This window comes from Streptomyces montanisoli (assembly GCF_017813245.1).
GTDB classification, from domain to species: Bacteria; Actinomycetota; Actinomycetes; order Streptomycetales; family Streptomycetaceae; genus Streptomyces; species Streptomyces montanisoli.
Genome location: NZ_JAGIQL010000142.1, coordinates 1 through 16,974 on the forward strand (window position 1 = coordinate 1; position 16,974 = coordinate 16,974).

15 protein-coding genes and 2 pseudogenes are annotated in these 16,974 nt (G+C 73.6%); 10 read left to right on the forward strand and 7 right to left on the reverse strand.

Annotated elements, in window-relative coordinates; all coding sequences use genetic code 11:
• Positions 1-1,191: iron uptake transporter deferrochelatase/peroxidase subunit (gene efeB, locus JFN87_RS26025; protein WP_209343699.1), on the forward strand; the 1,191-nt coding region annotated here is incomplete at its 5' end.
• Positions 1,192-1,195: 4 nt separating this feature from the next.
• On the opposite strand, the pseudogene JFN87_RS26030 reads toward efeB, so the two are convergent.
• Positions 1,196-1,726: pseudogene (locus JFN87_RS26030) on the reverse strand (DUF1990 domain-containing protein); the annotation flags it as partial.
• A 352-nt stretch (positions 1,727-2,078) separates the two neighbouring features.
• Between JFN87_RS26030 and JFN87_RS26035 the strand changes: the two are divergent.
• From JFN87_RS26035 to JFN87_RS26045, 3 genes are all read left to right on the forward strand, one after another.
• Positions 2,079-3,188, forward strand: coding sequence for a DUF6777 domain-containing protein (locus JFN87_RS26035; protein WP_209343703.1), 1,110 nt, complete (start codon positions 2,079-2,081; stop codon positions 3,186-3,188).
• Between the two features lie 67 nt (positions 3,189-3,255).
• A complete protein-coding gene (locus JFN87_RS26040) occupies positions 3,256-5,334 on the forward strand; it encodes a SpoIIE family protein phosphatase (protein WP_209343705.1) in 2,079 nt (692 codons plus the stop codon).
• A 111-nt stretch (positions 5,335-5,445) separates the two neighbouring features.
• Positions 5,446-6,306, forward strand: a complete 861-nt coding sequence (locus tag JFN87_RS26045; protein ID WP_209343707.1) for an amidohydrolase family protein — start codon at positions 5,446-5,448, stop codon at positions 6,304-6,306.
• Between the two features lie 114 nt (positions 6,307-6,420).
• Here the strand turns inward: JFN87_RS26045 and JFN87_RS26050 are convergent, their stop codons facing one another.
• Complete coding sequence (locus JFN87_RS26050) at positions 6,421-7,131, reverse strand: alpha/beta hydrolase (protein WP_209343709.1); 711 nt, start codon at positions 7,129-7,131, stop codon at positions 6,421-6,423.
• A gap of 59 nt (positions 7,132-7,190) precedes the next feature.
• Between JFN87_RS26050 and JFN87_RS26055 the strand changes: the two genes are divergently transcribed.
• A complete protein-coding gene (locus tag JFN87_RS26055) occupies positions 7,191-8,066 on the forward strand; it encodes an Fpg/Nei family DNA glycosylase (RefSeq protein ID WP_209343711.1) in 876 nt (291 codons plus the stop codon).
• Positions 8,067-8,090: 24 nt separating this feature from the next.
• Here JFN87_RS26055 and JFN87_RS26060 read toward each other — a convergent pair whose 3' ends face one another.
• Positions 8,091-8,612 carry a hypothetical protein gene (locus tag JFN87_RS26060; protein WP_209343714.1) on the reverse strand — a complete coding sequence of 174 codons (522 nt, stop codon included), beginning with the start codon at positions 8,610-8,612 and terminating at the stop codon, positions 8,091-8,093.
• A gap of 220 nt (positions 8,613-8,832) precedes the next feature.
• A complete protein-coding gene (locus JFN87_RS26065; RefSeq protein WP_030904343.1) occupies positions 8,833-9,300 on the reverse strand; it encodes a universal stress protein in 468 nt (155 codons plus the stop codon).
• A 213-nt stretch (positions 9,301-9,513) separates the two neighbouring features.
• On the opposite strand from JFN87_RS26065, the gene JFN87_RS26070 reads away from it, so the two are divergent.
• Positions 9,514-10,341 (forward strand): polysaccharide deacetylase family protein, encoded by an 828-nt coding sequence (locus tag JFN87_RS26070; RefSeq protein WP_245181655.1) that lies wholly within the window; start codon positions 9,514-9,516, stop codon positions 10,339-10,341.
• A gap of 66 nt (positions 10,342-10,407) precedes the next feature.
• On the opposite strand, the gene JFN87_RS26075 is transcribed toward JFN87_RS26070, so the two are convergent.
• Positions 10,408-11,085, reverse strand: coding sequence for a class F sortase (locus tag JFN87_RS26075; protein WP_209343719.1), 678 nt, complete (start codon positions 11,083-11,085; stop codon positions 10,408-10,410).
• A gap of 322 nt (positions 11,086-11,407) precedes the next feature.
• Here JFN87_RS26075 and JFN87_RS26080 point away from each other — a divergent pair, with 322 nt between their 5' ends.
• Positions 11,408-11,905 (forward strand): hypothetical protein, encoded by a 498-nt coding sequence (locus JFN87_RS26080; protein WP_209343721.1) that lies wholly within the window; start codon positions 11,408-11,410, stop codon positions 11,903-11,905.
• Between the two features lie 55 nt (positions 11,906-11,960).
• Here the strand turns inward: JFN87_RS26080 and JFN87_RS26085 are convergent, their stop codons facing one another.
• Together JFN87_RS26085 and JFN87_RS26090 are read right to left on the reverse strand one after the other, a co-directional pair.
• Complete coding sequence (locus JFN87_RS26085) at positions 11,961-12,467, reverse strand: hypothetical protein (RefSeq protein ID WP_209343723.1); 507 nt, start codon at positions 12,465-12,467, stop codon at positions 11,961-11,963.
• A 169-nt stretch (positions 12,468-12,636) separates the two neighbouring features.
• Complete coding sequence (locus JFN87_RS26090) at positions 12,637-13,425, reverse strand: bestrophin-like domain (protein ID WP_209343725.1); 789 nt, start codon at positions 13,423-13,425, stop codon at positions 12,637-12,639.
• 110 nt (positions 13,426-13,535) lie between these two features.
• On the opposite strand from JFN87_RS26090, the gene JFN87_RS26095 reads away from it, so the two are divergent.
• The 3 genes and pseudogenes from JFN87_RS26095 to JFN87_RS26105 all read left to right on the forward strand — a co-directional run.
• Positions 13,536-13,940, forward strand: coding sequence for a hypothetical protein (locus JFN87_RS26095; protein ID WP_209343727.1), 405 nt, complete (start codon positions 13,536-13,538; stop codon positions 13,938-13,940).
• A gap of 512 nt (positions 13,941-14,452) precedes the next feature.
• Positions 14,453-14,548 (forward strand): annotated as a pseudogene (locus tag JFN87_RS26100) (SAM-dependent methyltransferase); the annotation flags it as partial.
• Between the two features lie 23 nt (positions 14,549-14,571).
• On the forward strand, positions 14,572-16,974 hold a 2,403-nt coding region (locus tag JFN87_RS26105), incomplete at its 3' end, for a putative bifunctional diguanylate cyclase/phosphodiesterase (RefSeq protein ID WP_307865598.1).

Here is a 16,974-nt window from a genome sequence, read left to right on the forward strand (position 1 = left end):
GCGGGCGGCGTGGGCGCGGCCCGCGCGGCGGACAGTGGCCAGGACCCGAGCGCCGGCTCCGCCGGGCAGGGCGCCGGCGCGCCGGACGACCGCGGCTTCGCCTTCCACGGCGAGCACCAGGCCGGCATCCTCACCCCGCTCCAGCGCAGCGCGATCTTCACGTCCTTCGACGTCACGGCGCGCGACCGGGCGGAACTCGCCGACACGCTGAGGACCGTGACGGACCGGCTGCGGTTCCTCACGAAGGGCGGGACACCGGAACCGCTCGGCATCTCCGCACCGCAGCCCGACTCCGGCGTCCTCGGCCCCGTGGTGCCCGCGGACGGCCTGACCGGGACGCTCGGCGTCGGCTCCGGCCTCTTCGACGCCCGCTTCGGGCTCGCCGCGCGCAAGCCGCGCAGGCTGCGCCCGATGGACACCTTCCCCGACGACGACCTCGACCCCGCCTGGTGCCACGGGGACCTGATGCTCCAGCTGTGCGCCGACCACCCGGACACCGTCGCCCACGCGCTCCGCGACATCGCCAGGCACACCCGTGGCGCGCTGCAGATCCGCTGGCGCCTCGAAGGGTTCGTCTCCCCGCCGCGCCCGTCGGGCACGCCCCGCAACCTGCTCGGATTCAAGGACGGCACGGCCAACCCGTCCACCACCGACGCGAGGGCGATGGACCGGCTGGTGTGGGTGGCGAAGAACTCCGGCGAGCCGGCCTGGGCCGCGGGCGGCAGCTACCAGGTGGTGCGGGTCATCCGCATGCTGGTGGAGTTCTGGGACCGCGTCTCCCAGCGCGAGCAGGAGCGCATGTTCGGCAGGGCGAGGGACACCGGCGCGCCGCTGGACGGGCAGCACGAGTTCGACCGTCCGCGGTTCGCCAAGGACCCGCAGGGCAACGTCATCCCGCTGGACTCGCACATCCGGCTGGCCAACCCCCGCACCGCGGACACCGCGGACATGCGGATGATCCGTCGCGGCTACAACTACGACCGTGGCGTGCGGGACAACGGCGACCTGGACACGGGCCTGATCTTCTGCTGCTACCAGCAGGACCTCGACCGGCAGTTCGCGGCCGTGCAGAAGCGCCTGGCCGGCGAGCCGCTGGTGGACTACATCACGCCGTACGGCGGCGGCTACTTCTACGCCCTGCCGGGCGTGCGGGGCGCCTCCGACTGGCTGGGAAGGACGCTGATGGCCTGAACGGGGAACCCGTCAGGCGCCGCAGCGTGCGCCCCAGCCGGCGGGTGTACGCGTGCTGGATCAGGGGCACCAGGGGGCCTGCCGCCCGCGTGTACCACCGGTTCGGCCGGCTGAAGGCCATGACGGTGAACCAGACGGACCCGTCCTCGCGCATGTCGACCACGAACGACTCCTCGCCGTGCAGCGGATGCCCCGTCACCGCGCCGTAGCCGAAGCCCGTCCTGTCGCGGTCGTAGCGCGCCCACACCACCCGGCACCGCGCGGGGATCCGCAGCGGACCCACGCCGATCGCCACCTCGACCACCGTGCCGGGCTGCGCCCACGCGGACGCGGCCCGCACGCGCGTGCCGGAGAGCCGGTGCATGCGCCAGGTGGTCACGGCGGTCCCGGCGGCGTCGAACGCCGCCCTGCCGCGGCCGATCCGCGTGCGGTAGTGGAGGTGCCGGTAGCCGTCCGGCAGCGGCCCGAGCCGGGTGGCGCCCACCTCGGGATAGTTGAAGGACCCGCCCGCGCGGGTCGCCTCGGGTGTGCTCATGCGGCGCTCTCCTCGGCACGACGTGCCGCCGCGGCGGCGGGGGAGTCCCACGGGCGGCCCAGCGCGGCGCCATGGGATCCACGGGGCGGGTGAGACGCCGCGCGGCGGGGGAGCGGTGGCGGCGACCGTCCGGCGCTTCGGGCGCACATACCGACCTGACCAGCGAGGACATGCCATGCATGCGAATTTGAACGTGTTCAAGTAGCGGTTTCGAGCCTATGCCACAACCGCGGAGCGGGCAAGGGCGGAGCACCGGCGACCACCGCACTCCCACGAGTGCCCGCTTGCGGACCCGATCATGATCGGGCAGACAGGGATTGACATCCGGTCAGGAGCAGGCGGGAGAACTCTGGTGCGCTCACCCAACCGTCGTCGGCTCGCGGCGCTCGCCGCGCTGTCCGCGGGAGTCCTGTGCACGGCGGGCTGCGGCGGGGGAGCGGGGGCCGACGAGGCCGCGAACGTCCAGAAGCTCTACTTCGAGTCCGCGGGCGCGCGCGGTCCCGCGCCCTTCACGCCGTCGACCGTCTCCGACGCGCAGAGCGCGCCGCCGGCCCCTTCCGTGCCCGCCGCGACCGCCAGCGCGGGCACGGGCAAGGCCGCGGGCGCCGAGGCGAGCGGCCGTGCACGCACGCTTCCGGGATCCACGCCAGGCCTCTACGGAGGGACCCAGGGGGTCTCCAGCTGCGACGTGGAACGCGAGGTGCGCTTCCTGACCGAGAACAAGGCCAGGTCGGTCGCGTTCGCGAAGGCCGCGCACGCGGGAGGCGACGGTGTGCCGGGGTTCCTGCGCGGCCTCACCCCCGTCGTGCTGCGCGCCGACACCAGGGTCACCAGCCACGGGTACCACGACGGCGCCCCGACGGCCTTCCAGTCGGTGCTCCAGGCGGGTACCGCCGTCCTCGCCGACGGGCGCGGCATGCCGCGCGTGCGGTGCGGCTGCGGCAATCCGCTCGGACCCGCCGTCCCCATGGAGGGACCCGTCGCGCACCAGGGCACCGTCTGGCACGGCTACCGCCCCGGCCGTGTCCTGCTGATCTCGCCGGCCCAGCGCCTCCTGCCCGCCCTGACCGTCGTCGACAGCGGCGACAACACCTGGATGGACCGGGCGACCGGCACGGCGGGCGACGACGACCGCACCCCCGGCGTGACGCCGCCCTACGGTCCCGGCGCCGACCTCTTCGACCCCGACCAGGTGAGCCCGCAGGAGCCGATGCCCGACTCCCCTTCGGGCAGCCCGAGCGCGGCGCCCACCGGCGCCACGCCGCCGCAGCGGCCGAGCGCGCCGCCCGTGCCCACCGGCGCCCCCACGGATGTCCCCACGGCTCTTCCCTCGGGCGTCCCCACGGACGTGCCCGACAACCCGCTGCCGTCCGAGGAGCAGGCCGCGCCGGGTGGCAGCCCCGTCCCCGTCGCCCCGCAGCCCGCGGATGTCCTCATCGGTCCTGACAACGGGCAGGGCTGACCGGAACCGTCCGCGCGGGACGGGGCCGAAGAATGCGATAAACGGCAAACGATGACAGAGTGGCTCCATGGTTGATAGGGCAGCAGGTCCCCTGTCGCTCCCCGAAGACTGGCCCGCCCGGTCGGACATCAGCCTCTCCCTCAACCGCATGGGCACGTTCGACTGGGACCTCGACAGTGGGCTGATGCACATGGACAGGCCGGCCCTCGGGGTCTTCGACCTGCGCCCCGAGGAGTACGACGGCAGACCCGACACGCTGGCGGCGCGCGTACCGGGCGACGAGGGGACCAGGCTCGACGCCCTCATCCGGCAGGCCGTCGAGGACGGCAGCGACAACTACGGGGCGTACTTCAAGGTCAGGCGCCGCGACGGCTCGCTGCGGTGGAGTCACACGCAGGGCAGCCTGCGCAGGGATGCCGAGGGGCGCCCGTACCGCATCATCGGCATCGTCAGGGACGCCGCCCAGGAGCTCGCGGACTCCGCGGCCCGCCTCGAACTCGACGCGGCCCGCCGCGTGCGCACCAGCGTCGTCGAGGGCACCACGGCGGCGCTCGCCCACGCCAGGACCGTCCTGGACGTCATCAACGTGCTCAAGGAGTCGAGCGGCCTCGCGCACCTCGGCGCGAGCAGCGTGGTGATGGGCCTGGTGGAGTCCGGCCGCATCCACCTGGTCGCGGAGGGCCCCGAGGGGTCGTTCGTGCCCGGCACCCGGGTCACGCGCATCGACGACCGCTACCCGATGAGTGACGCCGTGCGCACCCTCAGCCCGTGCTTCATCGACTCCGCCGAGGACTTCGCCGCCGGCTACCCCGAGCTCTGGCGGCACATAGGCGGGCTCGGCATCACCGCGGCCGCCTACCTGCCGCTGATCGCGCAGGGCAGGCCCATCGGCGCCATCGGCCTGCTCTACGGCGACAAGAGCGGCTTCAGCGGCGAGGACCGCAACCTGCTGGTCGCCCTCGGCAGCAGCATCGCGCAGAGCCTGCAGCGCGCCATGCTCTTCGAGCAGGAGCACGACCTGGCCGAAGGGCTCCAGCAGGCGATGCTGCCCCGGCGCATCCCCCAGGTGCCCGGCGCCCAGATCGCCGTCCGCTACCGCTCCGCGCGGCTCGGCCGGGACATCGGCGGCGACTGGTACGACGTGATCCCGCTGCCGGGGGGCAGGATCGGCGCGGTCATCGGCGACGTCCAGGGCCACGACACGCACGCCGCCGCCGTCATGGGCCAGCTGCGTATCGTGCTGCGCGCCTACGCCGCAGAGGGGCACGAGCCCGCGACGGTGATGGCCCGCGCCTCGTCCTTCCTGCAGGAACTCGACACCGACAGGTTCGCGACCTGCATCTACGCGGAGGCCGACCTCACCACGGGCGTGGTCCAGCTGGTGCGGGCGGGGCACGTCGACCCGATGCTGCGCGACACCGACGGCAGCTCGCGCAGGCTGCCGGTGCCCGGCGGCATGCCGCTCGGTCTCTCCGCGCTCTTCGGGCAGCTCGACTATCCGGTCAAGACGCTGGAACTCGACCCGGGCCAGACCCTGGTCATGTACACCGACGGCCTCGTGGAACTGCCAGGAGCCGACCTCGACGACGGGCTGCTCGAACTGGCCGAACTGGTGCGCTCCGGGCCGCACGACCTCCAGGCGCTTGCCGACCGGCTCTGCGCCGTCGTGGACGAGCGGGGCGGCGAGGACGACGTCGCCGTGCTGCTGCTGCGCCGCAGGGGCGCGTACGTGCCCCAGTCGGGCGGCCGGCTCCAGCAGCGCGTACCGCCCGGCGACCCGCAGGCGCTGCGCTCGGCACGTCAGATGATCCGCGCGGCCGTCGGTGCTTGGGGCGGACGCGAGCGCTCCGACGACATCGAGCTGGCGGCCGACGAGCTGATCACCAACGCCCTGGTGCACACGTCCGGGGACGCCGTCGTCGTGGTGCGTGTCGTCACCGGCGCGCAGCGGCGGCTGCGTGTCGAGGTCGAGGACGGTTCGAGCGCGCTGCCGCGCAGGCGCGAGGCGGGCGACTCCGGCGTGTCGGGGCGCGGCCTGGTGCTCGTGGGCTCGCTGGCCGAGTCCTGGGGCGTCGAGTCGAGGGGCAGCGGTAAGTGCGTGTGGTGCGAGTTCGTCGTGCCCCGGGGGAGCCGCCGCCTCAGGTGAGCCGGGGCGCCGGCGGGCACGGGGTGCCGACGGGCTGGGGGTGTTGACCACGCCGGGCCGTGCGATCAGCATGCGACTGCGACCGCCGCGCCCAGGAGCTCTGACCGCCTGATGCCACCCGCCGACCTCGTCGACACCCACCACCACTTCTGGGACCTCTCCGTGCGCGACCAGGCGTGGATCACCGGCCCCGCGATGGGCCCCATCCGCCGCGACTTCGCACCCGCCGACCTGGAGCCCGAGGCGCGCGCCGCGGGCGTCACCGTCACCGTCCTCGTGCAGACGGTGCCGGACGCGCGCGAGACGCCGGAGTTCCTGGCCCTCGCACAGGACAGTCCGCTCGTCGCGGGCGTCGTCGGCTGGACCGACCTCACCCACCCCGCCGTCGCCGAGCGCATCGCCGGGCTCAGGGAAGGGCCCGGCGGTGACCGGCTCGTCGCCATCCGCCACCAGGTGCAGGCCGAACCCGACCCCGAGTGGCTCCTGCGCCCCGACGTCAGGCGCGGCCTCGCGGCCGTCGCCGCCGCCGGCCTCGCCTACGACCTCGTGGTGCTCCCCCGTCAGCTGCCGGCCGCCGCGCGCGCCGCCGCCCTGCTGCCCGGACTGACCTTCGTGCTCGACCACCTCGGCAAGCCGCGCATCGCGGCCGGGCAGCGTGAACCGTGGGCCCGCGACATCGCCCGGCTCGCGGAGCGCGCCAACACCGCCTGCAAGCTCTCGGGCCTCGTCACCGAGGCCGCCTGGGATGCGTGGGACGCCGAGGACCTGCGGCCCTACGCCGATACCGTCATCGAGGCGTTCGGGCCCGACCGCCTGATGTTCGGCTCCGACTGGCCGGTCTGCACCCTGGCCGCCACGTACGGCGAGGTGCTGGACGCGGCACGCTCGCTGACCGCGGGCCTCGGCGGACCAGAGCGCGCGGCGGTCTTCGCCGGCACGGCCCGCCGCGTCTACGGGCTCGGCCCGGCCTGACCCCGCCGGCCTGACCCCGTCGGCCTGACCGCGCCCGGCCTGACTGCGCCCGGCCTGACCGCGCCCCGCCGGCGGTCGCGCACCGCCGAGTGGGAGACCGCCGTGGACGGCCCGCTACGCGCGCTGCACCGGGCTCGTGTCGTCCAGCAGCCCCTGGCGTACGACATCGGGCAGCGGGCCCGCGCCGAGCAGCCCCTCGACCGTGCGGACGGTCAGCGACTGCCAGGTGACCGCCCTGCGCAGCATGGTGTGCTCGCCGCGCGCGACGAGGACGGCGCACGCCCGCGCGCCGGCCCGCCTGGCCCGCGCCGCGAACTCGACGCTCTCCCGCGGATCCGTGGTCCGGTCGCGCTCGCCGTGCAGCAGCACCGCCCGCCGCCCGGCGAGCCGGTGCACCGGCTCGCCGGGCGGGCACCACGGCGCGAGCGCCACCACGCCCTCCACCAGGTCGTGGCCCCCGGCGGACAGCGCGGCCCTGCCGCCCATCGAGTGGCCCACCAGCACCACGGGCAGCCTGCCGAGCAGCAGCCCCAGCTCGTCCAGTGCGCGCAGCGTGTCGCGCGCCGCGTCCGCACGGGCCCCGTTCCAGCCGCGGCAGCGGTAGCGGACCCGCCCCACCACGACCCCGAGCCCCTCGGTCGCCCGCAGCAGGCCGCGCGTGACCGGCCGCATCCGGCCCGCGGCCACGTTCAGCCGGGGCGGTGGCCCCTCACCCTCGTCGCTTCCGCCGTGCAGGACGAGGACCGCGGCGCGCGGCCGCGTCTCGGTCCTGTCGAGGACCAGCGCGGGCCGCACCGGGGCCCGCTCTCGTACCGATGCGTGCACGGTCTCTTCCTTCCGTGGTCCGCCGGGCGTTCACGCCCCACATCCGGCACGCTGGAGACATGCCGGAAGTTCCCGAAGTCGAAGCGCTGCGCGCGTTCCTCGACGCGCATCTGGTGGGCAGGGAGATCGTGCGTGCCCTGCCTCTCACGGTCAATGTCCTCAAGACGTACGATCCGCCGCTCACCGCCCTTGAGGGAACAACCGTGACCGGTGTCGGCCGTCGTGGCAAATATCTCGACATCGCCGCAAGCCGGGACGGCGGCCCGCCGCTGCACCTGGCCGTCCATCTCGCCCGGGCCGGCTGGCTCCGCTGGAAGGACTCCTTCCCCGAAACCCCGCCGCGACCCGGCAAGGGGCCGCTCGCGCTGCGTGTCGTCCTCGCGGACGGATCCGGGTTCGACCTGACCGAGCAGGGCACCACCAAGCGGCTCGCGGTCCACCTGGTGCGCGACCTCACCGACGTGCCGGGCGTCGCGACCCTAGGCCCCGAGCCGCTCGATCCGTCCTTCGACCGCGCGGCGTTCGCCCTGCTGCTCGCTGGCGAGCGGCGCCAGGTCAAGGGCGCGCTGCGCGACCAGCGCCTCATCGCCGGCATCGGCAACGCCTACAGCGACGAGATCCTGCACGCCGCGAGGATCTCCCCGTTCAAGCAGGTGCAGAACCTGTCGGACGAGGAGATCACCATCCTGTACGACACGATGAAGACCATCCTGGCCGAGGCCGTGGAGCGCTCCGAGGGCGTGGCCGCGGGCCGGCTCAAGTCGGAGAAGAAGAGCGGCCTGCGCGTGCACGGCAGGGCGGGCGAGAAGTGCCCGGTGTGCGGGGACACGATCAGGTCCGTCTCGTACCGCGACTCGTCGCTCCAGTACTGCCCTACCTGCCAGACGGGCGGCAAACCGCTCGCCGACCGCAGGCTCTCCCGGCTGCTCAAGTAGCGCACGCGTGCCGGCCGGCCGAGGTCAGAACAGGTGCATCGACAGGTGGCCGAGCGGAAGGCCGAGCTGCCACGCAGGCGTCCATACCTGCGGGCCCTCCTGCTCGGCGCGGCGCGGCGCCGCGAGCGACGGCGGCACCACGGCGTCCAGGTCGGGCGCGAGCAGCTCCGTCTCCTCCAGGTGGCGCCAGGCGGCGCGGGCCAGTTCGAGGTCTGCCGTGCCCGGCGCGCCGTCCGTCCCGTCCTGCGGCCCGAAGGAGAGCCCCTCCAGTTCGGCGAGGCGCTCGCACACCCACGCGCGCCACGCCGGCCCGTACTCCGTCAGCTCGCGCCACTCGGCGATCCTGTCCGCCCGCAGGCCGTGCGACCGGCCCCCGGACAGGAATACGGTGAGGGCGAGCGCGGCATGACCGGCCCGGTACTCCAGCGTGGACGGCGGCATCAGGTCGCCACCGCGCAGCAGTTCGTCCGCGATGTACTCCGCGTGCATCCACGCCATCGGCACCAGTAGGCCACCACCGGGCCCGTCGGTACGTTCCTGACGCATGGTCCCCGCCTTCCTCGTTCCGGCCGCTCTTCGCGGCCCTGCTTCACGGAGCATTGAACCGGCGGCGGACGCTCCGCGTGGCCAGAAGCGGCGGATCGGAAGCCCCGAAAGCCGGGATTGTGACGCACGGGCCCGGTGGGGTTCCGGAGGCGCCGCACGGTCGCTTCCTCGTCACTCTCCGTCAGTGGTGTGACGCGATCGACACCGGCCGCCCGGGCGGTTACGGGACCACGGTCACCGGCCAGCGCCCCGCCTTGACGAGGCGCACGGCGACCGAGCCGATGATCCGGTGCCCGGCCGACTCGGAGGCGCCGACGACCACGGCGTCCGCCGTGAGTTCCTCCGCCGCCGTGACCAGTCCGTTGAACGGGTCGCCACGGAACGTGTGGAACTCCCAGCGAAGGTCCCATATCCCCTTGATGCGCTCGGAGTTCTTGCGCAACTCCTCGATCAGGCCCTCCGCGATCTCGCCCGTGGTGTCGGCGACGGGCGCGCCGAGCGCGGAGCCCGCCGGCAGCACCGGCTGAACGTAGACGATGGCGAGGAGCGCGTTCTGCCGGCGGGCCAGCCCCGACGCGTACGCCGCCGCCCGGTAGGCGGACTGCGATCCGTCGACGCCCACGACGATCACCTTCGGGCCGTCGGTACCGCGTTCGAACTGGGTGTGCTGCTGTTCGGGCTCCGTCACGGCAGGCAGGTTATACGGTTCCGCGTCACAGTCCAGGTCCCGCGGTATCACTCGGGCGGGAAGGGGTGCGGAAGGGCGCGGTACGGCCGCACGCCCGCTGTCAAGCCGGGACTCCGCTGCGTAGCCAGATCAGGTGCTTGTCGCCCCCCGGCCGTGTTGATGAGCGGCGCCGGCCTTCGGCCGTGCGAGCTATTAATCATGAAAAACGATCAAATGATTCATGGGCGCCGCCGTGCACTGCGGCTCGGCGCGGGGCTCGGCGCCGCGGCCGCCACCGGCCTCGTCGCCGCCTGCCAGGCAGCCGCCCCCGAGCACCACGCCGCCGCCAAGGCCGCCGCGCCCGCCGCGGGACCCCAGGCCGCCGTCCAGCGCAACCCCGCCACGTACCGCCTGAGACCCATGACGGCGGGGGTGGCGCCCGCGCGCCAGAAGGCCGCGCCGCCGGTACGCGAGAAGCCGTTCTACGAACTCCCCGTCGCGGGCCGCGCCGTGGTGCTCTCCTTCGACGACGGCCCCGAGCCCACGTACACGCCCGAGGTGCTCGACGCCCTCGCCGCGCACGACGTCAAAGCCATGTTCTTCGTCTGCGGCGAGATGGTGTCCTACTTCCCCGACCTGGTACGCCGGGCCGTGGACGAGGGTCACCTCATCGGCAACCACACCTGGAGCCACCCGGCGCTGCCCAGGATGTCCATGGCCAAGATCAAGGACGAGATGGGGCGCACCAGCGAGATCGTCGAGAAGACCACGGGGGTCGCGCCGAGCTGGTTCCGCGCCCCGTTCGGGTGGTGGGACAAGCGAACCTTCACCTACGGCGCGCACCTCGGCATGGAGCCGCTCGCCTGGTACGTGGACACCATGGACTGGTCGGAGCCCGGCACGGACAAGATCGTGAAGACGGTGCTCGACGGCCTCGGGTCCGGCCGGGTGATCCTCCACCACGACGGCGGGGGAGTGCGCAAGCAGACCGTCGCCGCCCTCCACCGCTACCTGCCGCAACTGGCCTCACGCGGCTACGCGACCTCGCTGCCTCGCCCCTGACACGCCTCGGGCCGGCCCGTGCGCTCACGGGCCGGCCCGAGGGCGGCGCGGTCAGCTCTGCCGCGGTCAGCCGCTGCCCGCTCCGTGCGTGGCGACCAGCCGCGCGAAGACCACCACGTTGCCCTGGTAGCCGGTCGCCTTGGTGTAGCCGCCCCCGCAGGTCAGCACGCGCAGTTCTGGATAGCCCGTGTCCGCGTAGACCCGTACGCCCGGGAAGTCCTTCTTCGAGAACACCTCGATGTCGTAGATCTCGAACACGGCGACCCGGCCGTCGAACCGCACGGTGTCGATGTGCTCGCCCCTCTTGAGGGCGCCGAGGCCGTAGAAGACCGCGGGCCCCGTCTCGTTGTCGACGTGGCCCACGACCACCGCCGTCCCCGACTGGCCCGGGGAGACCCCGTTCTGGTACCAGCCGGCCATGTTGCGGTCGGACGGCGGCGGCGCCTCGATCCAGCCGTCCTTGTCGAGACCGACGTCCATCACGGGGGCGTCGACCTTGATCTCCGGGATCCGCACCCGCGCGAGCGGCGCGTAGGGCAGCGGCTTCACGGGAGTCGCGGGCAGCGCGTCCGCGGCCGGGTCGCGGTGCAGCGCGTCCAGCGACGCCGCGGCCGCCGGCTGCGGCGGACCGGACGGCGTGTCGACGCCGTTGCGCATCAGCGCGACGCCCGTGAGCATGACGAGCGCGAGAGCCCCCCAGGGCGAGCGTCTCCTCTTCTCCTGGCCCAGGTGATCCCGGCGCATGAGTCTCCCTTCGTGGGCGGCGGCCTGTAGGCAACGTAAGGGCGCGCAGCCGCGACGGCGATCACTGGCGGGCGAACGGGTGGCGCGCGGGGCCGCTACGACCCGTCGGAGTACTGGCCCGGCAAAACTTCTGACGCCGCGAAACCCCTGCTGACCTGCTGCCTCGCCCTCATGTCCGGCTGTCTGACGGCGTGTCGGGCAGCCTGTCGTGCCTAGGCCGAAATGCACCCTTTCACCCCTGCGGTGAGGGTTCGTCATGGAGGGCGTCCTCGTCGATCATGCCGGAGCGCCGCTTCGGAGCGCCTTCCGTGGAGGTTCAACGATGCGTGTTTCACGCGTTCTCGCGGTGACCGCGACCGCCTGTGCCGCGATGGCGTTCTCCGCACCGCTGGCCAGTGCCGGCGGCGACAGCGACAACAACGGTCCTGCCAACGTCCAGGTCGACCCGTACAGGGTGCACCAGGGCGGCACGATCAGGGTCACCGCGGACGGCTGCAGACACGGCGGCACGGTGACGTCCAACGCCTTCCGCTCCACCCGCCTCTCCGGGAACTCCTCGGGGCACGCGAGTGCCACGGCGCGGGTCTACGACAGGGCGACGCCCGGCAAGTACAACCTGGTCGTCAAGTGCGACGGCAGCGACAGGTTCGCCACGAAGGAGTTCACCGTCGTCTCCGGGCGCGGCGCGCTCGGCGGCCTCGGCGGCTCCGTCGGCCCGAGCTCGACCGAGATGACGGTCGGCGCCGGGCTCGTGGCCAGCGCGGCGATCGGCGGATCGATCTTCGTCCTCCGCCGCCGTCGCACCCTCGGGGAATTCTGATCAGAGCCCCGGTTGCGCTGCCGTGCCGCGGCAGCGCAACCGGGGCTCCCGCGGGTCAGCGCCCGCGGCCCGCCGTGCGCCTGCGGGCCGCGTACACGGTCCCGCTCGCGGCGATCAGGACGAGCGCGGCACCCGCCGCGATCTCCGGTGTGCCGGAGCCGATGGAGCCGCCGAGGCCACCGCGCACCCCGGAGGGCACGAGTGGGGTCGGGGCGGGCCCGGCGCCCGCGATGGTCAGGCTCGTGGTGCCCGACCTGCCGTCACAGGTGAAGGTCACCCGGTACGTCGCGCCGCGCTTGGCGTCCCGGTCGACCGTGGCGTGGCCGGTGCCGCCTCTGGGGATCCTGGTCCTGTCGAAGACCGCGGAAGAGGCGTAGGCGGTGTGGTCGCAGTCGCTGACGGACAGCGTGACCCGGCCGCCGGCCGCGATCGTCGAGGGAGTCACGGAGAACCCGAAGGGCGTGACGTCGCCGCCTTCGGTCGCCGCCGAGGCGACGGGGGCGGTCAGGGAGATGGCGGCCACCGTCAGCAGGGCGGCGGATGCGGCACGTATCGTGCGCATGGGACGGTCCTCCGAGTCCCGAGGGGCAGCCGCGGAACCGGTTTCCGCTGGTCATGGGAGATGCACCTCGACGTGCACGACGCTAGGAGCGCCGTACCACGGCCGCGATCGCTGACGGACGAATGGGGCACGCGTGTCCCCCGGGCGGCGGACACGCGTGTCGTGGACGTCAGGAACCGATGCCGGGGAAGATGCCGGGGAACAGGTCGAGGAACGGGCCCGAAGTGGCCGAGATGCCCCGGCCGTAGGGCGCGTCGAAGTCCCAGATCAGGAACAGCAGGAACGCGATCAGAACGCTGAAGAATCCCGCGAGGAGCAGCTCCCTGAAAGTGCGTCTGATCTGGAGCAGGAAGATCAGCCCCACCGTGACCACCGCCCCGGCGATCAGGCCGAACCAGACGACGCCGGGCATGGTGGCGCCCGCGTTCTGGCCGCGCGCGCCCCTGGCGTCGTCGGCCGCCGCGATGTCGTCCATCAGCGGCTGGTAGACCTGCCCCTCCAGGTCGGTGCGCGGCGCGTACGAGGCGGCGTCCGTGCGCAGCTTGTCGAACAACTGGGTGCCGCGCGGGCTGAGCGCCTCGTGCTCCGCCATGTGAGGCCACTCCTTGTGCACCACGTAGCTGACGTACGCGTCCACGTCGCCCGTGATCTTCTCCCGGACCGCCGGCGGGTAGACCTGCACCCGCTCGGTGATCTCGTGCAGGGTCTGCGCCTCCTGGCGCACCGTGTCCTGGGCGGCGCTGCGCGCCTCCCAGACGCCCGCGATCGCGAGCCCCAGCACGATCGCGTAGATCACGCCGATCATCATCACCATGTAGTCGAGGACGTCGGGCGTCTGGGTGGTGTCGTCGTCGTCACCCACCCGCCGCCTCACCCAGCGGTGGTTGACGACGACGATGGAGAGGACGACCGCGCAGGCGGCGGCCATCGCGATGCTCAGAACGAGCCATTCCGTCATGGGGTCTCCGGGTTCAGCGGGATCGGGGGCGCAGCACGGCGACGGCGAGAACCGCCGGCGCGGTGATCAGGAGCATCAGCAGCACCGGCGAGGTGTGGCGCGCGGGCTGCTTGCGCACGGTCTTGTGGTACTCGGGCAGCGCGACGGCCGACGGCGCGGGCCTGGGGCTCGCACGGGTCGGCGTCGGCTTCGGCTTGGGTTTGGGTGTGGGTCTTGGTTTCGGCGGGGGCGCCGGGGGTGGCGGTGGCGCGTGCGTCACCGGCGGGGGTGGCGGCCTGTGGACGACGGGCCTCGGCGGCGGGGTGTGCCGGACGGGCGGCTTCGGCGCCGGCTTCGGCGGCGGGGGAGTGGGCGGTGGCTCGGGCGTGCGGGACGGCGGTGGCGGGGTCGGCGTGGGCGTCGGGGTCGGTGTTGGCGTGGGCGTCGGCGAGGGCTCGGGCGGCGGGCAGGGACGGCAGTGGTGGCCACCGGCCACCGCCACCGCCCACACCCCGTCGGGCCCCGTCGAGGCATAGGCGCAGCTGTCCGCCGCGGCGGGCGTGGGCAGCGCCGCGGCGGACAGGCAGACGAGGGCGCAGGCCGCCAACAGCCGTCCTGCGTGGGATCCGTACACGGCGGAAGGCTGGTCCGCGCGCCGGGCCGGCACTCCGAAAGTCAGAGGAATCCCCCGAATAGGGGGAACTCGCGGGTCTGGATTCGAAGAACGAGCGATTTCATCCGTCACCCGATCCGGCGCACGCGGCAACGCGCTTGTATGCTCCCTGAGTTAGCGGAGCACGAAGCGGAGTGCCGAACAATGGGGGCCCGGAAGTGCCGGTGGCGCGCGGTCGCGCGCGTAAGGTCACCTCCGGACGACCCAGAGTCACGGGAGGCGCGAGGGAAGGCACATGCCGGTGGTGTGTGACCAAGAACGGGCCGCTGATTGCCGTTCGGGCTCGCTCTCCTGGCACCCGATCAGTAGCCTCGGCTCGAACACCGGGCCGGGCGACCGGCCATGACCCGTGGCGGACACTCGTTGGAGACCTGGATGGAACGTCCCGCGTGGGCCCCGCAGGGCATCGACATATCGATGCCGCGCGCTTCCCGCATGTACGGCAACTACCTGGGCGGTTCGCACAGCTTCGGGGCCGGCGCGGGGCGCACCGCGTGAGCGTCCCCCCGCCCGCGCCGGGTACTCACGACGAGGACGCGCTCGAGGACAGGCTCAGGCGGTTCGCCACGATCTGGAGCCGGGCGGTCTTCCCGGCCTCCGCCACCTCGCTCACGCGCCCGGAGTTCGAAGAGCACCTCCTGCCGCTGGCCAGGGAGTTGCGGGAGGCACTGCACGCCCGCCCGTTCGACACCGCACCCGCCCACAGGACCGGCGCCGCGCTCGTGGCCGCGCACTGCACCGACCCCGAGGCGCTGGCCCGCACCCTGGGCGTCATCGACTCCTACCTCGTGCTCTACTGCGGCGGCGGCGACCTCGGGGGCGAGGAGAACAGGGCCAGGTGCGCCCGGCTCCAGCACGCACTCGCGGGCGGCTTCGCGCAGGCCCTGCGCGAGCGCACGCTCTCGGAGCAGGAGGCCATCGCACGGTCCGCGCTCACGGCGCGCTCCGATGCGGAGGAGGCGCTGCGCGCCACCGAGGCGCGGTTCCTCGCGGTCTTCGAGGGCGCGGCGATCGGCATCGGCATCGCCGACCTCGAAGGCAACATCCTCGAGGTCAACGACCGGCTCACCACGATGTTCGGCGGCCTCGAACACCACGTGCGCAGCCGCAGCGTGACCGAGTGGGTGCACCCCGAGGACAAGCCGCAGGTCTGGCGGATGCACGGGGAGCTGGTGCGCGGCGAGCGCGAGCACTTCAGCATCGAGAAGCCCTTCTACCGTGGCGACGGCACCGTCCTGTGGACGAACCTGACGGTCTCCCTGCTGCGGGACGCCGGGGGCGCGCCGCAGTACCAGTTGGTGCTGATCGAGGACACCACGGAACGCCGCCTGCTCAACCTGCGGCTGCGGTACGAGGCGACGCACGACGCGCTCACCGGGCTGCCCAACAGGACCCTCTTCTTCGAGCGCCTGGACAAGACGCTCGCGGCGGGCGACGGCGCCCGCTTCGGCCTGTGCTACCTGGACCTGGACGGATTCAAGGCCATCAACGACAGCCTCGGCCACTCGGCCGGGGACCGGCTGCTCGTCGAGGTGGCCGACCGGCTGCAGAGCTGCGCCACCGGGCCCGGCGAGATGGTGGCACGGCTCGGCGGCGACGAGTTCGTCGCACTGACGACGGGTGCCGCCCTGACGGCGGGTGCCGCCCTGACCGAGGGGCAGGAGACCGGTGAGGAAGCCCTGGAGCTGGCGACCCGCATGCTCAACGCGCTCGCGTCCCCGATCCGACTCGACGGCCGGGAGTTCACCGTGCGGGGCAGCATCGGCATCGTGGACGGCGTCGCCGCGGAACACACCGCGGCCGAGGTGCTGCGCAGCGCCGACATCACCATGTACCGGGCGAAGGCCGCGGGCGGCAACCGCTACGAGACGGCCGACCCCGAGTCGGACGCGCGGGCCATCACCCGGCACGGCCTGACGACGGCGCTGCCCGCGGCGCTCGAACGGGGCGAGTTCTTCGTCGAGTACCAGCCGCTGGTCCACCTCGGCGACGCCTCCGTGCACGGCGCCGAGGCGCTCGTGCGCTGGGCGCACCCGCAGCACGGGATACTCGGGCCCGACCGGTTCATCGCGCTGGCCGAGCGCACGGGGCTGATCGTGCCGCTCGGGCGCTGGGTGCTCGAGCAGTCCGCGCGCCAGGCGAAACGGTGGCTCGACGACCGGCCGCCGGGCGAGCGCGACCGCCCGCTGCGCGTCAACGTGAACCTGTCGCCCGCCCAGCTGCACCACCCGGGGCTCGTGGCCGACACCGTCGACGTGCTGGACCGTGTCGGGCTGCCGCCGGGCGCCCTCTGCCTGGAGGTGACCGAGTCGGCGCTGATCGGCGCGGACGAGGACCTGCTCAAGCCGCTGCGCCAGCTCGCCGAGATGGGCGTGCACATCGCGCTCGACGACTTCGGCACCGGCTACTCCAACCTCGCCAATCTGCGCAGGCTGCCCGTCGGCGTGCTGAAGCTGGATCGTTCCTTCACCCAGGGCATGCAGCAGCACCCCGCGGACCCGGTGGACCTGAAGATCGTCGAGGGCATCGTCTCCCTCGCGCACAGCCTGGACCTGACGGTCACCGTGGAGGGCGTGGAGACCGGCGCCCAGGCCGACCACCTGCGCCGGCTCGGCTGCGACACCGCGCAGGGCTGGTACTACGCACGCCCGGGCCCGCCGGAGCGGCTGCGGGGAGTGGCGCCGAGGGGGGGCGCGGAAGGGGGGGGTCGCGCGGGCGCCCCGGGGCGGGAGGGGGGGCGGCCGGGGGGCGGGGGGGGGGGGGGCGGGGGGGGCGGGGGGGGGGGGGGGAGAGGGGGGGGGGGGGGGGGGGGGGGGGGGGGGGGGGGGGGGGGGGGGGGGGGGGGGGGGGGGGGGGGGGGGGGGGGGGGGGGGGGGGGGGGGGGGGGGGGGGGGGGG

Coding starts and splice junctions, on each gene's coding strand:
- JFN87_RS26040 (WP_209343705.1), top strand. CDS start 3,256: ATGGTTGATAGGGCAGCAGGTCCCCTGTCGCTCCCCGAAGACTGGCCC.
- JFN87_RS26045 (WP_209343707.1), top strand. CDS start 5,446: ATGCCACCCGCCGACCTCGTCGACACCCACCACCACTTCTGGGACCTC.
- JFN87_RS26055 (WP_209343711.1), top strand. CDS start 7,191: ATGCCGGAAGTTCCCGAAGTCGAAGCGCTGCGCGCGTTCCTCGACGCG.
- JFN87_RS26060 (WP_209343714.1), bottom strand. CDS start 8,612: ATGCGTCAGGAACGTACCGACGGGCCCGGTGGTGGCCTACTGGTGCCG.
- JFN87_RS26070 (WP_245181655.1), top strand. CDS start 9,514: ATGATTCATGGGCGCCGCCGTGCACTGCGGCTCGGCGCGGGGCTCGGC.
- JFN87_RS26075 (WP_209343719.1), bottom strand. CDS start 11,085: ATGCGCCGGGATCACCTGGGCCAGGAGAAGAGGAGACGCTCGCCCTGG.
- JFN87_RS26080 (WP_209343721.1), top strand. CDS start 11,408: ATGCGTGTTTCACGCGTTCTCGCGGTGACCGCGACCGCCTGTGCCGCG.
- JFN87_RS26085 (WP_209343723.1), bottom strand. CDS start 12,467: ATGCGCACGATACGTGCCGCATCCGCCGCCCTGCTGACGGTGGCCGCC.
- JFN87_RS26090 (WP_209343725.1), bottom strand. CDS start 13,425: ATGACGGAATGGCTCGTTCTGAGCATCGCGATGGCCGCCGCCTGCGCG.